This window comes from Ectothiorhodospira mobilis (assembly GCF_016584115.1).
Lineage (GTDB): Bacteria > Pseudomonadota > Gammaproteobacteria > Ectothiorhodospirales > Ectothiorhodospiraceae > Ectothiorhodospira > Ectothiorhodospira mobilis.
This window is the reverse complement of the sequence record NZ_NRSK01000001.1, coordinates 1-12,702: the sequence shown is the minus strand read 5'-3', so window position 1 is coordinate 12,702 and position 12,702 is coordinate 1. Positions and strand designations below refer to the sequence as shown.

Here is a 12,702-nt window from a genome sequence, read left to right as displayed (position 1 = left end):
TTTAATGAAGGGCGACTACAAGATCATCGACCATGCCTACGACGTGGTGGTGGTGGGGGCCGGCGGCGCCGGGCTGCGCGCCACCTTCGGCATGGCGGAAAAGGGCCTGAAGACCGCCTGCGTCACCAAGGTCTTCCCCACCCGCAGCCACACCGTGGCCGCCCAGGGGGGCATCTCCGCGGCCCTGGGCAACATGGGGGAGGACGACTGGCGCTGGCACATGTACGACACCGTCAAGGGCTCCGACTGGCTCGGCGACCAGGACGCCATCGAGTACATGTGCCGCGAGGCGGCCCCGGCCATCATCGAGCTGGAACACTACGGCGTGCCCTTCTCCCGCACCGACGACGGCCGCATCTACCAGCGCCCCTTCGGCGGCATGACCACCCACTTCGGCGAGGGCCGCGCCCAGCGCACCTGCGCCGCCGCCGACCGCACCGGCCACGCCATCCTGCACACCCTCTACCAGCAGGCCCTGCGCCACCAGGCGGAATTCTTCGTGGAATACTTCGCCACCGACCTGATCATGGACGGGGACACCTGCCGCGGCGTCATGGCCCTGAACCTGCTGGAGGGCACGATCCATCGCTTCAACGCCCACCTGGTGGTGCTGGCCACCGGCGGCTACGGACGCAGCTACTTCTCCTGCACCTCGGCCCACACCTGCACCGGCGACGGCAACGGCATGGTGCTGCGCGCCGGTCTGCCCCTGCAGGACATGGAGTTCGTGCAGTTCCATCCCACCGGCATCTACGGCGCCGGCTGTCTCATCACCGAGGGGGTACGCGGCGAGGGCGGCTATCTCACCAACGCCAAGGGGGAGCGGTTCATGGAACGCTACGCCCCCAACGCCAAGGACCTGGCGTCCCGGGATGTGGTCTCCCGGTCCATGACCGTCGAGATCAACGAGGGCCGCGGGGTGGGCCCGAAGCAGGACCACATCCACCTGCACCTGGAGCACCTGGGCCCCGAGGTGATCCACGAGCGCCTGCCGGGCATCGCCGAGACGGCGAAGATCTTCGCCGGCGTGGACGTCACCCGCGAGCCCATCCCGGTGCTGCCCACGGTGCACTACAACATGGGGGGCATCCCCACCAACCACCACGGCGAGGTGCTCACCCTCAAGGACGGGGATCCCGACCGCGTGGTACCGGGGCTCATGGCCATCGGCGAGGCCGCCTGCGTGTCCGTGCACGGCGCCAACCGCCTGGGCTCCAACTCCCTGCTGGACCTGGTGGTCTTCGGGCGCGCCGCCGCCCACCGCGCCGCGGAGATCGTCTCCGGCATCGGCGCCGATGTCCGGCCCCTGCCGGACGGGGCCGCCGATCCCGCCCTGGAGCGCCTGGACCGGCTGCGCAACGCCAACGGCAACCGTCCCACCGCCAGCATCCGCAAGGACATGCAGCACACCATGCAGCGCTACGCCGCCGTGTTCCGCACGGGCGAGACCCTGCAGGAGGGCTGCGAGCGCATGGACGAGATCATGGACGCCTTCGCCGAGGTCCACGTGAGCGACCGCTCCCTGGTGTGGAACCTGGACCTGATGGAGACCCTGGAACTGGAGAACCTGCTGGGCTGCGCCGTGGCCACCATCCGCTCCGCGGTGAACCGCGAGGAGAGCCGCGGCGCCCACGCCCGGGAGGACTTCCCCGAGCGCGATGACGACCACTGGATGAAGCACACCCTCTCCTGGGTGGATCACCAGGGCCGGGTGAAACTGGATTACCGCCCGGTGCACATGTACACGCTCAGCGACGATGTGGACGTCGTCCCGCCCAAGGCGCGGGTCTACTGATCCGCCGATTCAGGAGAACGCAAGACCATGGCCCAGTTCGTACTGCCGATCCAATCCCGCGTCAAGGAGGGCATGACCTTCAAGGCCGAGGGCGCCTCCAGCGAAAACATCAAGCGCTTCAGGATCTACCGCTGGAACCCGGAGACCGAGGACAACCCGCGCATCGACACCTACGAGGTGGACATGGACAACTGCGGGCCCATGGTCCTGGACGCCCTGATCAAGATCAAGGAGGAGATCGACCCCACCCTGGCCTTCCGCCGCTCCTGCCGAGAGGGCATCTGCGGCTCCTGCGCCATGAACATCGATGGCACCAACACCCTGGCCTGCACCAAGCCCATCGCCGAAATCAAGGGGGATGTGCGCATCTACCCCCTGCCCCACATGGAGGTGGTCAAGGACCTGATCCCGGAGATGACCCACTTCTACGCCCAGTACGCCTCCATCAAGCCCTGGCTGCAGACCCGGACCCCGGCACCGCCCGACCGGGAACGGCTGCAGTCCAAGGAGGACCGGCTCAAGCTGGACGGGCTCTACGAGTGCATCCTCTGCGCCTGCTGCTCCACCAGCTGCCCCAGCTACTGGTGGAACGGGGACCGTTACCTGGGCCCCGCCACCCTGCTGCAGGCCTACCGCTGGATCGCCGATTCCCGGGACGAGGCCACGGGTGAACGCCTGGATGAACTGGACGACGCCTTCAAGGTCTTCCGCTGCCACACCATCATGAACTGCACCCGCACCTGCCCCAAGGGCCTGAACCCGGGGCTGGCCATCGCCGAGATCAAGAAGCAACTGGTGCTGCGCAAATGAACCGGAGATCCAGGCCATGAACACCCCCTCCGCCCTGCTGTGGCGCTGCCGGCGGGGCACCAAGGAACTGGACCTGATGCTGGAGGGCTTTCTCGAGCACCACTGGGCGGGCCTGGACGCGGACCAGCGCCGGGCCCTGGAGGCCCTGCTGCAGCGGGAGGACGCCGACCTGCAACGCTGGCTGCTCTATGGCGAGGCGGTGGAGGTGGCGGACCTGGCCCCCATCGTGGCCCGGGTGCGCTCCACATTCGTACCGGGGTAAGCCGCCACCTGAGACCCGTCCCGGGGCTTTCGGTGTGGACCCCGTCTTTTCAGCCACCCGTCCCACCGCCGGCCGTGCGCAGACGTCCCCGCAGCCGGCGCAGGGCATCGGCCGCAACGGCATCCGCCAGGAGCGGGCAGCGCCGGTGGCGTCCGCGGGCGTCCCGCAGGCACAACAGCACGCACCCCGGGATCACGGTGGTCTCCGGCAACACCGCAACCTCCTGGCGGCGCCCGCCCATCTCCAGCCACCAGCCACCGCCGGCATCGCAACCGATCGCTGTGATGCGCCGCGGCCCTGCATACCGGAGCCACTCCCGCACCAGGCTCGCCGCCACCAGGACAAGCCCCATACCGCGCAGCCAGGTCGCAAGGGCGCTCACCCCCAGCGCCAGCGCGGCCCCCAGATGCAACGCGCACAACCCCGCCAGCAGGACCCGGGAGATCCCCACCTCCACCCTCAGCCCTGCCGCATGCGATGTCACCGCCATGCCTCCCCTGCCCGCGACGACGCGCCGCCCTCTCCTCCATCCTTATCACGCGATCGGAATGCCTCACCTGCCCGCAACGACGCACCGCCCCCTCCTCCACTCCCTATCACGCGATCGGGATGCCTCACCTGCCCGCGACGACGCACCCATTCCTTAGTTTTTTGGTGAGAGAAACAGACAGTTATTGACCCAGACCATACAGCATGCAGGGTCGTTATTGTGCATAATACGCATGCGGGATAGCATCACGACATCCATCTCGACGCAGTGGAGCAACCAACAAGGTGCGGCCGTCACCCGGCGCCGCGGGGCAACCATCGCAACCTTCGCGCTCGCCGGGACCGGCGGCGACCAACATGCAGCAGGAGATCACCTTATGTCATCAACAGAATTAGCCGCAAACATGCGGGATCTGGTCATGGTGGGAGGGAACATCCTCACCATCGCGGGCTTTATCGGCGCGGGCCTTCTCGGGTTCTGGTTCGGCCGCCAGCAGGGGGACGCCGGCCGCGTCCTGGAGCTGGAATCGGAGGTGGAGAACCAGCGGCGCAAGCTGGAGAGCTACCGCTCCCAGGTGAACCGCCACTTCGAGAAGACCGCCACCCTGTTCACCGGCATGGCCCACTCCTACCGCGAGCTCTACGAGCACCTGGTGGACAGCTATGACCGGCTGGGCAACGGCCCCTCCAGCCGCTTCCTGCCGCGCCGCGCCTCCGCCCTGCTGGAACTCTCCCGCGAGGAGCAGCGCCGCGCCATCCCGGGCAGGGCCCGGCCGGCCGAGACCGAAACGGCCAAGACCCCCGACCCGCGGGGCGCCACTGCCCTCAAGCCGGAGGCCAAGCCCCAGCAGGCCGCCGCCCAGCAGAAGGCAGCCGCCGCCAAGGCCACCGATCCCCGCGGCCCCACCGCCTTCAAGCCCGAGGCCAAGCCCCAGCAGGCCACTGCCCAGCAGAAGGCGGCTACCGCCAAGGCCACCGATCCCCGTGGTCCCACCGCCTTCAAGCCCGAGGCCAAGCCCCAGCAGAAGGCAGCCGCCGCAAAACCCGCCGCCAGCCGGCCCCAGGGGGCCACGGCCGCCAAGCCCGCCACCCCGGCACAGAAGCCGGATCCCCGCGGTGCCACCGCCTTCAAGCCGGCCACCCAGGCCCAGAAGCTGACCACCCAGGCCCGCAGCGCCACCCCGGCACAGAAACCGGTGCAGAAACCGGCCGCACAGCGTCCCGCCACGGCGGCTCCGCGTCCCACCACCCCCCTGCGGCCCGCCAAGGCCAACGGCGGCCGCACCATCCCCGGTGCCAACACCGTGGTGAAGCAGCCCGGGCAGCCGGACCGCATCCGTGTGACCCCCAAGGGGGGCAAGGGGAGCCGGGCGGCGCAGAAGCGCTGATACCGCCCCTGCGGATCGCGGCGGACACCCCGTCCGCCGCCCCAAAGGCCCCGCTTCTGCGGGGCCTTTTCGTATCCGCGGACCGCCCCCGCTCCCGACCGGTGCAACCGGCCCCAGCCCCCGATGGCCCCGCGCGCCCACCTCTTGTAAGATGCCTTCAACCACGCCGATACGGAGGCGCTGATTGCCATGAAACCCGAGTGGAGCAAGGTCCTTCTGGAGGCGGGCGCGGAACTGGAGGGGGAGCGCGTCCTGGACTACGGCAACCGGGAACGGGAGCGGAGCGTGGCCCTGACCGGCGACGTCCTCTGCGATCTGTCCCACCAGGGCCTCATCGGCGCCTATGGCCCCGAGACGGCGGATTTCCTCCAGGGACAGCTCACCGTCAACGTACCTGCCCTGGACACCGGGCACAGCCATCTGGGGGCCTTCTGCAACGCCAAGGGTCGCATGCTGGCGGATTTTCGCATCTTCCGCCGCGGCGAGACCTGGTTCCTGCGCCTGCCCCGGGAGCAGGTGCAGCCCACCCTCAAGCGCCTGTCCCTGTTCCTGCTGCGGGCGAAGGTAACCCTGGAGGACGCCGACGATGCCCTGGTGCGCTTCGGGCTGTCCGGCCCCCACGCCACCCAGCGCCTGGCCGAAGCCCTGGGGGCGCCGGTGCCGGAGAGGGTGGACGAGGTGGTGCATCATCCGGGGGTGACGCTGATCCGCGTGCAGGGCATCCATCCCCGCTTCGAGATCTACGGCGAACTGGAGGCCCTCACCCGCCTGTGGGAGGCACTGAACGTGCGTGCGGCCCCGGTGGGGGCACCCCAGTGGGCCCTGCTGGATATCCTCGCCGGTGTGCCCCAGATCCACCCGGAGAACGCCGAGGCCTTCGTGCCGCAGATGATCAACCTGCAGCTCCTGGGGGGGGTGAGTTTCAACAAGGGCTGCTACCAGGGACAGGAGGTGGTGGCCCGTATGCACTACCTGGGCCGCCTCAAGCGGCGCATGTACCGGCTGCACCTGCCCCTGGAGAGCCCGCCTGCCCCGGGCACGCCCCTGTATGACCCCCAGGTGGAGGCGGAGCAGCCGGTGGGCCGTATCGTCCAGGCCCAGCCCCACCCCGATGGCGGGGTGGAGGCCCTGGCGGTGCTGCAGATCGCCTGCGCCGAAGGGGGCCGCCCCCGGCTGGGATCGGCCACAGGGCCCGGGGCGGAGATCCGTCCCCTGCCCTATGCCTTCGAAGACACCGCCGGCGAAGACACCGCCGGGGACTGAGGTGGCGGCCGGCGGCCAGGGCCGTCACCTCGCGAAAGGCCCGTCCTTCCCGGGCGGGGGTGAAAGCCTGCGGGATGCTCCATGCGATACCTGTTCTTCCTGTTTGTGATCGAACTGCTGCTGCTCTGGGCGGCCTTCTTCAGCCGCCCCAACCGGCGCCGTCTGTCCAACGGGCTGTACGCGGCAGCGGCGGTGCTGGGGGCGCTGCTGTTGGCGGGTTACCTGCGCCTGGTGTAAAGGGGGGCGATCTCAACGCCCCTTTTTCTTGATGTGGCGCATGAGACGCTTGCGCTTGTGCTGCTGCCGCGGGGTGAGGGTGTTGCGCCGGTCGGCATAGGGGTTCTCACCGGTACGGAATTCCATGCGGATGGGGGTCCCCACCAGCTGCAGCTGTTGCCGGAAGAAGTTGCTCAGGTAGCGCTTATAGCTCCCCGGGAGCCGTTCGGTCTGGTTGCCGTGGATGACGAAGACCGGGGGATTGCGTCCCCCCTGGTGGGCATAGCGCAGCTTGATGCGCCGCCCCCGCACCAGGGGGGGGTGGTGCTCCGCCACCGCCCGCTCCAGCAGGCGGGTGAGTTCCCCGGTGGACACCTTCACCGCGGCGGCCTCGTGGGCCCGCTGCACGGCGCCGAACAGATCCCCCACGCCGCTGCCGTGCAGGGCGGAGATGAAGCGGTACTCGGCGAAATCCAGGAAAGGCAGCTTCAGGGCCACGTCCGCCCGCACCCGGTCCCGGGCCTCGGGGGTCAGGCCATCCCACTTGTTCACCGCCACCACCAGGGCCCGGCCCGCCTCCAGCACCATGCCCAGCAGGTGCGCGTCCTGCTCGGCCACCCCCTGCCTGGCATCCAGCAGGAAGATCACCACGTGGGCCGCCTCCACCGCCTGCAGGGTCTTGACCACGGAGAACTTCTCCACGGTCTCCTTCACCCGCGCCCGGCGGCGCACGCCGGCGGTGTCGATGAGGGTGTACACCTGTCCGTCCCGCTCGAAGGGCACGTAGACGCTGTCCCGGGTGGTGCCGGGGAGGTCGCTGGCCAGCAGCCGCTCCTCCCCCAGGATGCGGTTCACCAGGGTGGACTTGCCGGCGTTGGGCCGTCCCACGAAGGCGATGCGGATCCCCGGCCAGCGCTCCTTCTCCTCGTCCTCCGGATCCTCCAGGTGAGGCAGATCCGCCTTCACCGCCTGCATCAGACCGGCGATGCCGCGACCATGGGCGGCGGCGATGGGCAGGGGGTTCCCCAGACCCAGGGCATAAAACTCCGCCGCGGCTGCATCCGGATCCACACCATCGGTCTTGTTGAGCACCAGCAGCACGGGTTTGCCAAAGCCCCGCAGTTCCGTGGCGATGGCCTCGTCGGCGGCGGTGAGACCATCCCGCCCATCCACCAGGAACAGCACCAGATCCGCCTCCTGGATGGCCTGGCGGGTCTGGCGCGCCATGAGGGTGTCCAGGGTCTCCGCCTCACCGCTCAGGCCGCCGGTGTCCACCAACATGTAGCCAAAGCCCCCCACCCGGCCGCTACCGTACTGGCGGTCCCGGGTCAGGCCCGGCAGGTCCGCCACCAGGGCGTCCCGGGAGCGGGTGAGCTGGTTGAAGAGGGTGGATTTGCCCACGTTGGGCCGCCCCACCAGGGCGATCACCGGCTTCATCGAATCATTTCTCCGCGGGCAGGCGCACGGCCGTCAGCTCACCGCCGCGCCCCAGTGCATAGAGGGTCCCGTCCCGGACCCGGAGGGTGCCCATGATCCCCGCCGGGTCCCCGCGCACACGTCCCAGCAGGCGGCCATCCTCCAGGGAGAGCCAGTGCAGATAGCCCTCGGCATCCCCCACCACGGCGTGGCCATCCACCACCGCGGGCACGGTGACACCGCGCCGCTGCAGGCGATCCTGCTGCCACAGGGGCCCCCCGGTGTCCCGGTCCAGGGCCCAGACCCGACCCTGGTGATCGGTCACCAGCACCCGGTCCCCGGCCAGGGTGAGCCCCCGATGGGAGGAGAGGTCCCGCTGCCAGAGGGTGCGGCCATCGGAGATGGACAGGGCCATCACCCGCCCCTGGTAGCCGGCCACGTAGAGCACCCCGCCGGCATAGGCCATGTGCCCATCCACATCCGCCATGCGATCCAGTTCCGTACGGCCACTGGGCACGGCGGCCCGGGTCTCCCAGAGGACATTCCCCCGGGTCAGGCCGAACAGGGTCACGCGCCCGTCATCGAAACCGGCGGCGACACGGCCCGGAAGCAGCAGGGGCACGGCGGCACCACGCAGGCTCAGGGCCGGGGTGGTGCGTCCGGCCATCCAGCCGGTCTCGCCGGTTTCGGCGTCCAGGGCATACAGGTGCCCATCGTTGGTGCGCACCACCACCACCCCCTGGTCCACGGCGGAGACCGCCATCACCTCACTGGAGAGGCGCTGACGCCAGAGGATCTGGCCATCCTCCAGGTCCAGGGCGATGGCCCGGCCCTCGCCGGTGCCGACCACGACCCGTCCCCCGCCGCCGCCCACGCCGGCGGTGATTTCACCTTCGAGGCGGGTTTCCCAGAGCCGTTCACCCGCCTCCAGGGTCCAGGCACTGACGCGCCCGTCGGCAGCGGCGGCGACCATCCGGTCCCCGGCCAGATGGGAAGCAAGTTGCAGGTAGTGGCCCGCGGAACCGTCACCCGTGTCCCGGCTCCACGCCACCTGCGGGTGCACCGTGGGTTCCAGTTCCGGCAGTGGCGATGGGGGCGGGGTCGTGTCCCGGGTCCACAGGCCGCAGCCCGAGAGCAGGACGGCCAACGCCAGCAGGAGAAGCCCCCGTGGCAGGGTCCGGAAGGCGAGCGATGCGGCCATCACGGCGCCTCCTCCCCGGCCGGGGCAGGTTCACCCAGGGCGTCCCGCTTCATCATCAGGTCGTCGGAGGGCTGCACCGCCGCCATCATGGCCTCGTCGTAGGCCGTGCGGGCCTCGGCCTCCCGCCCCAGGGCGAGATAGGCATCACCGCGCAGCTCCCGGGCCAGGGCGAGGAAAGCGTCGGGGGTCTCCGCCTCCAGCAGGTTCAGGACCTCCCCGGGGCGGTCATCCGCCAGCAGGACCCGCGCCAGGCGCAGGCGCGCTAACTGGACCTGATCCCCGTAGGGGGCCGATTCCATCACCCGGCGCAGTTGCGCCTCGGCCGTCTCCAGATCGCCCTGCTCCGCTGCCAGACGGGCCCACTCCAGGGCGGCCAGCAGGGCATAAGGGGTCCCCGAGGCATCCTCCGCCAGGGCACGGGCCTGTTCCAGGGCGGTCTCGGGATCGGTCTGCGCCGCATCCCGCAGGGCCTCGTAGCGATCCGAGGCCTGCAGCACACGGTTCTCCGTATAACCGCTCCATAGGCGCCAGCCCACCAGCAGGGCGACACCCAGGAGCAGGCCGATGATCACCGCGACCCCGTTCTCCTGCCACCAGCGTCGGATGGACTCGATGCGTTCCTCGTCGGTCGTCACGGACATGCGGGGGACTCCTTTGGATCATGCGGGGATGGGGAAAGCGCCAGGGCGTGGGCGAGACGCGCCACCAGCGCATCCCGGTCCAGGGTCTCCTGCTCACCGGCCTGCCGCAGGGGTTTGAGACCGATGCGGCCCGCGGCCAGTTCGGATTCCCCCAAAATCAGGGCCCAGGCGGCCCCGCTGCGGTCGGCACGACGCATCTGGGCCTTGAATCCCCCGCCCCCGCAGTGCATCTGCAGGCGCAGCCCGGGCAGCCGGTCGCGGAGTGCCTCCGCCAGCTGCACCCCGGCCTCGAGGGCGCCGTCGGCGGCCATCATGAGATAGACATGGGGGGCCTGGGGCCCGGGCAGTTCGCCCCGGGTCTGCAGCAGGCTCAGCAGCCGCTCCACCCCCATGGCAAAGCCGGCCGCCGGGGTGGGACGTCCCCCCAGCTGGGCCACCAGACCGTCATAGCGGCCGCCGGCGCAGACGGTGCCCTGGGCCCCCAGGTCCTCGGTGATCCACTCGAATACGGTGCGGCAGTAGTAGTCCAGGCCGCGCACCAGCCGGGGGTTGACGGTGAACGCCACCCCGGCGGCCCGCAGCAGGGCCTGGAGCTGCTGGAAGTGCTCCCGGGAGGCCGCATCCAGGTGATCCAGCAGGCTCGGGGCCCCGGCGATGACCTCCTTCAGGGCCGGGTTCTTGCTGTCCAGAATGCGCAGGGGGTTGGTGTGCAGACGTTGCCGGGCCTCGTCGTCCAGGACGTCGGCATGGTCGCCCAGATAGGCCACCAGCCGCTCCCGGTAGGCGGCCCGGGCCTCGGGGGACCCCAGGCTGTTGATCTCCAGGCGCAGGTTGTCCAGGCCCAGGTGGCGCCACAGCCGGGCGGTGACGAGGATCAGTTCCGCGTCGATGTCCGGTCCCTCCAGGCCGAAGGCCTCCACGCCCACCTGATGGAATTGACGGTAGCGGCCCTTCTGCGGACGCTCGTGGCGGAACATGGGCCCGGCATACCACAGGCGCTGCTGCTGATTGTGCAGCAGGCCGTGCTCCACCCCGGCGCGCACGCAGCCGGCGGTGCCCTCCGGACGCAGGGTGAGGCTGTCGCCGTTGCGGTCCTCGAAGGTATACATCTCCTTCTCGACGATGTCGGTGACCTCGCCGATGGAACGGGCGAAGAGCTCCGTCTGCTCCAGGATGGGCAGGCGGATCTCCTGATAGCCGTAGGCGGACAGGGTGTCCCGCACGCGGGACTCCAGCCACTGCCATGCGCCGGAATGCTCCGGCAGGATGTCATGCATCCCGCGGATGGATCGGATTTGCCTGCTCATGCGTTATCCAGTTTTGACGGGTCGGGCGGGGGATTCAGGATGTGCTCAGGGTGAACCGGGCGGTACGGTCGTCCCGGGCACGGGCGGCGGTGTCCACACGGCGGCCGTTGAAGGTGAGTTCCACACCCGGGGCATTGCCCAGAAAGACGCGGATGGGTGCCTCCCCCTCCAGGCGGTGCTCCCTGCCGGCACGGATCAGGCCGGAGAGCAGATCCTCCCCGTCCGCGTCGGTGATCTGCACCCAGCAGTCCTCACGGAAGACCAGACGCAAACGCCCCGGACCCGGGGGGACCTCCCCCTCCCGATCACCATGCCCGGGGGCGGTTGCACGGGCGGCATCCTCCGGATCCGTGACGTTCTCCACGGCCTCATCGCGCCGCGTGTTCCCACCGCTCCCGGGTCCTTCGCTGCCGGGGACCTGGCCAGCGCCCGTATCCCCGGTGTCCCCCGGGGTCGCGGCCGGATCACCTCCCGCCCCGGAGGCCTGCACGCGGAGCGCTTCCGGCAAAGGGGCGGCAGCGGGGGATGACACCCCGGAGCCCGGACCGTCGTCCGCGATGGCGGGGGCTTCCTCCCGGCCTTGATCCCCGGTCATGCCATCGGATGCCGGGGCACCCTCATCCGCCCCGCCGCCGGTAAGCAGCGACCAGGCACCGGCAACCGCCAGGGCCAGGATCGCTCCGAGGACGATCACCCAAAGGGGTCCCGGGCGAAACCCACGCAGACCACGCGGCGGCTCGATGCGCCCCCGCACCGGGCCGGGGGGGTGGGCCTCCTCGGGTCCGGCGGGCTGCCCGCAGGCCCGGAAGGCCTCCAGCAGCGCTTCCGGATCCATCTCCAGGACCTTGGCACAGCCCCGCAGGTAGCCGCGGACATAGGGAGGCTCGGGGAGGACGTCGAAACGGTCCTCCTCCAAGGCCGCCAGGGTCATCGGATGCAGGTGCAGCCGGTCAGCCACGGCCTCGCGGCTCAACCCCGCGGCCTCGCGGGCCTCGCGCAGGAGACGCCCCGGGGAGGCGTTCACCGCCCCGGGGCCTTCGGTATCCGGATTGTCCTGGTGGTCATCGGCTGCCACGGTTCTCCAGCTTCCTCAGTCGCGCGGTCTCTTCGCTGTCGGGAAAATCATTCTTCAGGCGCAGGGCGCAGCGTCCCGCCTCATCCCGGTTGCCCAGGGCCTGCTCGGCCTGGTGGCACATCCACAGCATCTCCGCCGTGGGGCGGATCTGCGCCCGCAGGCGCTGGAAATAGGCCCGCACCTGCAGAGGACGACCGGCTTCGGCGCTCAGGCGCAGCATCTCCAGCAGCGCCGGCACATGCCGCGGATCCTCCTCCAGGGCCCGGCGGAACAGGCGTTCGGCCTCATCCTCGTCGGGGACCTTGAGGGCACAGACGCCCGCATTGGTCCAGGCCATCGCCGGCGTCGGGTAGAGCGGATCCCCGGCGGCCCGGGCGAAGGCCTCCCCGGCATCCTCGAGCCGTCCCTGGCGGCAGAGGAAGGTGCCGTAGTTGTTCCAGAGCATGCCGGCGTCCTCGGAGGCGGCCAGATCCAGGGCGCGGCGGTAATGCCGGTCCGCCCGGTCGATCCGCCCCAGGCGTTCCTGGAGCATGGCCTGGGCCGCCTGGACCTGGGGGGAATCCGGATCCTGCTCCAGGGCCCGGTCCAGGTTCTCCTTGGCGTGACGCAGCTCCCCCCTTCTCAGGTAATGCTGCCCCAGCTCCACATTCACCCGCGCCGCCTGGCCGCGCCGCTCCTGCAGTTCCGCCGTGCCCGCACATCCCGCCAGCAGGAGCAGGGCCCCCGCCATCACCAGCGTGATGAGGGTGCGGGTGCGGTGCATCAGGCCGCCGTCCCCGAGATGAAGTACACCAGGAACAGGGGCAGCAGCGGCAGCAGGAACCAGTGGTACACGCTCC

Annotated in this window: 13 protein-coding genes; 6 read left to right on the top strand and 7 right to left on the bottom strand. The window is 70.1% G+C overall.

Going from position 1 to position 12,702, the window contains the following annotated elements:
* Positions 1–4: 4 nt before the first annotated feature.
* The 3 genes from sdhA to CKO33_RS00055 are packed head-to-tail and all read left to right on the top strand — an operon-like array spanning position 5 to position 2,867.
* Positions 5–1,795 carry a succinate dehydrogenase flavoprotein subunit gene (gene sdhA / locus CKO33_RS00065; protein WP_200178033.1) on the top strand — a complete coding sequence of 597 codons (1,791 nt, stop codon included), beginning with the start codon at positions 5–7 and terminating at the stop codon, positions 1,793–1,795.
* Positions 1,796–1,822: 27 nt separating this feature from the next.
* Entirely contained in the window at positions 1,823–2,605 is a 783-nt protein-coding gene (locus CKO33_RS00060; RefSeq protein WP_200178032.1) for a succinate dehydrogenase iron-sulfur subunit, read from the top strand.
* A gap of 16 nt (positions 2,606–2,621) precedes the next feature.
* On the top strand, positions 2,622–2,867 hold the full coding sequence (locus CKO33_RS00055; RefSeq protein WP_200178031.1) for an FAD assembly factor SdhE: 246 nt from the start codon (positions 2,622–2,624) through the stop codon (positions 2,865–2,867).
* A gap of 49 nt (positions 2,868–2,916) precedes the next feature.
* On the opposite strand, the gene CKO33_RS00050 is transcribed toward CKO33_RS00055, so the two are convergent.
* On the bottom strand, positions 2,917–3,357 hold the full coding sequence (locus CKO33_RS00050; protein WP_200178029.1) for a protein YgfX: 441 nt from the start codon (positions 3,355–3,357) through the stop codon (positions 2,917–2,919).
* 376 nt (positions 3,358–3,733) lie between these two features.
* Here CKO33_RS00050 and CKO33_RS13770 point away from each other — a divergent pair, with 376 nt between their 5' ends.
* From CKO33_RS13770 to CKO33_RS00035, 3 genes are all read left to right on the top strand, one after another.
* Entirely contained in the window at positions 3,734–4,744 is a 1,011-nt protein-coding gene (locus CKO33_RS13770; protein WP_200178027.1) for a Z-ring associated ZapG family protein, read from the top strand.
* Between the two features lie 189 nt (positions 4,745–4,933).
* Positions 4,934–6,007, top strand: coding sequence for a CAF17-like 4Fe-4S cluster assembly/insertion protein YgfZ (ygfZ, locus tag CKO33_RS00040; protein WP_200178025.1), 1,074 nt, complete (start codon positions 4,934–4,936; stop codon positions 6,005–6,007).
* Between the two features lie 81 nt (positions 6,008–6,088).
* Positions 6,089–6,244 (top strand): hypothetical protein, encoded by a 156-nt coding sequence (locus tag CKO33_RS00035; protein ID WP_200178023.1) that lies wholly within the window; start codon positions 6,089–6,091, stop codon positions 6,242–6,244.
* Between the two features lie 12 nt (positions 6,245–6,256).
* Here the strand turns inward: CKO33_RS00035 and der are convergent, their stop codons facing one another.
* Genes der through pilW form a run of 6 tightly spaced genes read right to left on the bottom strand, consistent with a single transcriptional unit; the run spans position 6,257 to position 12,626 of the window.
* Positions 6,257–7,660, bottom strand: a complete 1,404-nt coding sequence (der, locus tag CKO33_RS00030; protein WP_200178021.1) for a ribosome biogenesis GTPase Der — start codon at positions 7,658–7,660, stop codon at positions 6,257–6,259.
* Positions 7,661–7,664: 4 nt separating this feature from the next.
* A complete protein-coding gene (gene bamB, locus CKO33_RS00025) occupies positions 7,665–8,840 on the bottom strand; it encodes an outer membrane protein assembly factor BamB (protein WP_200178019.1) in 1,176 nt (391 codons plus the stop codon).
* Positions 8,840–9,481, bottom strand: coding sequence for a YfgM family protein (locus CKO33_RS00020; protein ID WP_200178018.1), 642 nt, complete (start codon positions 9,479–9,481; stop codon positions 8,840–8,842). The genes bamB and CKO33_RS00020 overlap by 1 nt, the downstream gene beginning before the upstream one ends.
* On the bottom strand, positions 9,472–10,788 hold the full coding sequence (hisS, locus tag CKO33_RS00015) for a histidine--tRNA ligase (protein WP_200178017.1): 1,317 nt from the start codon (positions 10,786–10,788) through the stop codon (positions 9,472–9,474). Before hisS ends, CKO33_RS00020 begins: the two co-directional genes overlap by 10 nt.
* Positions 10,789–10,822: 34 nt before the next feature.
* Positions 10,823–11,863 carry a RodZ domain-containing protein gene (locus tag CKO33_RS00010; protein WP_200178016.1) on the bottom strand — a complete coding sequence of 347 codons (1,041 nt, stop codon included), beginning with the start codon at positions 11,861–11,863 and terminating at the stop codon, positions 10,823–10,825.
* The gene (gene pilW, locus CKO33_RS00005; RefSeq protein ID WP_242472388.1) at positions 11,850–12,626 is read right to left on the bottom strand and encodes a type IV pilus biogenesis/stability protein PilW; all 777 of its coding nucleotides are present in this window, start codon (positions 12,624–12,626) and stop codon (positions 11,850–11,852) included. The genes CKO33_RS00010 and pilW overlap by 14 nt, the downstream gene beginning before the upstream one ends.
* Between the last annotated feature and the right edge of the window lie 76 nt (positions 12,627–12,702).

Bases quoted from the DNA above. Each gene is read 5' to 3' on its own strand.
- sdhA (WP_200178033.1), top strand. From the start codon at position 5: ATGAAGGGCGACTACAAGATCATCGACCATGCCTACGACGTGGTGGTG.
- CKO33_RS00060 (WP_200178032.1), top strand. From the start codon at position 1,823: ATGGCCCAGTTCGTACTGCCGATCCAATCCCGCGTCAAGGAGGGCATG.
- CKO33_RS00055 (WP_200178031.1), top strand. From the start codon at position 2,622: ATGAACACCCCCTCCGCCCTGCTGTGGCGCTGCCGGCGGGGCACCAAG.
- CKO33_RS00050 (WP_200178029.1), bottom strand. From the start codon at position 3,357: ATGGCGGTGACATCGCATGCGGCAGGGCTGAGGGTGGAGGTGGGGATC.
- CKO33_RS13770 (WP_200178027.1), top strand. From the start codon at position 3,734: ATGTCATCAACAGAATTAGCCGCAAACATGCGGGATCTGGTCATGGTG.
- ygfZ (WP_200178025.1), top strand. From the start codon at position 4,934: ATGAAACCCGAGTGGAGCAAGGTCCTTCTGGAGGCGGGCGCGGAACTG.
- CKO33_RS00035 (WP_200178023.1), top strand. From the start codon at position 6,089: ATGCGATACCTGTTCTTCCTGTTTGTGATCGAACTGCTGCTGCTCTGG.
- der (WP_200178021.1), bottom strand. From the start codon at position 7,660: ATGAAGCCGGTGATCGCCCTGGTGGGGCGGCCCAACGTGGGCAAATCC.
- bamB (WP_200178019.1), bottom strand. From the start codon at position 8,840: ATGGCCGCATCGCTCGCCTTCCGGACCCTGCCACGGGGGCTTCTCCTG.
- CKO33_RS00020 (WP_200178018.1), bottom strand. From the start codon at position 9,481: ATGTCCGTGACGACCGACGAGGAACGCATCGAGTCCATCCGACGCTGG.
- hisS (WP_200178017.1), bottom strand. From the start codon at position 10,788: ATGAGCAGGCAAATCCGATCCATCCGCGGGATGCATGACATCCTGCCG.
- pilW (WP_242472388.1), bottom strand. From the start codon at position 12,626: ATGCACCGCACCCGCACCCTCATCACGCTGGTGATGGCGGGGGCCCTG.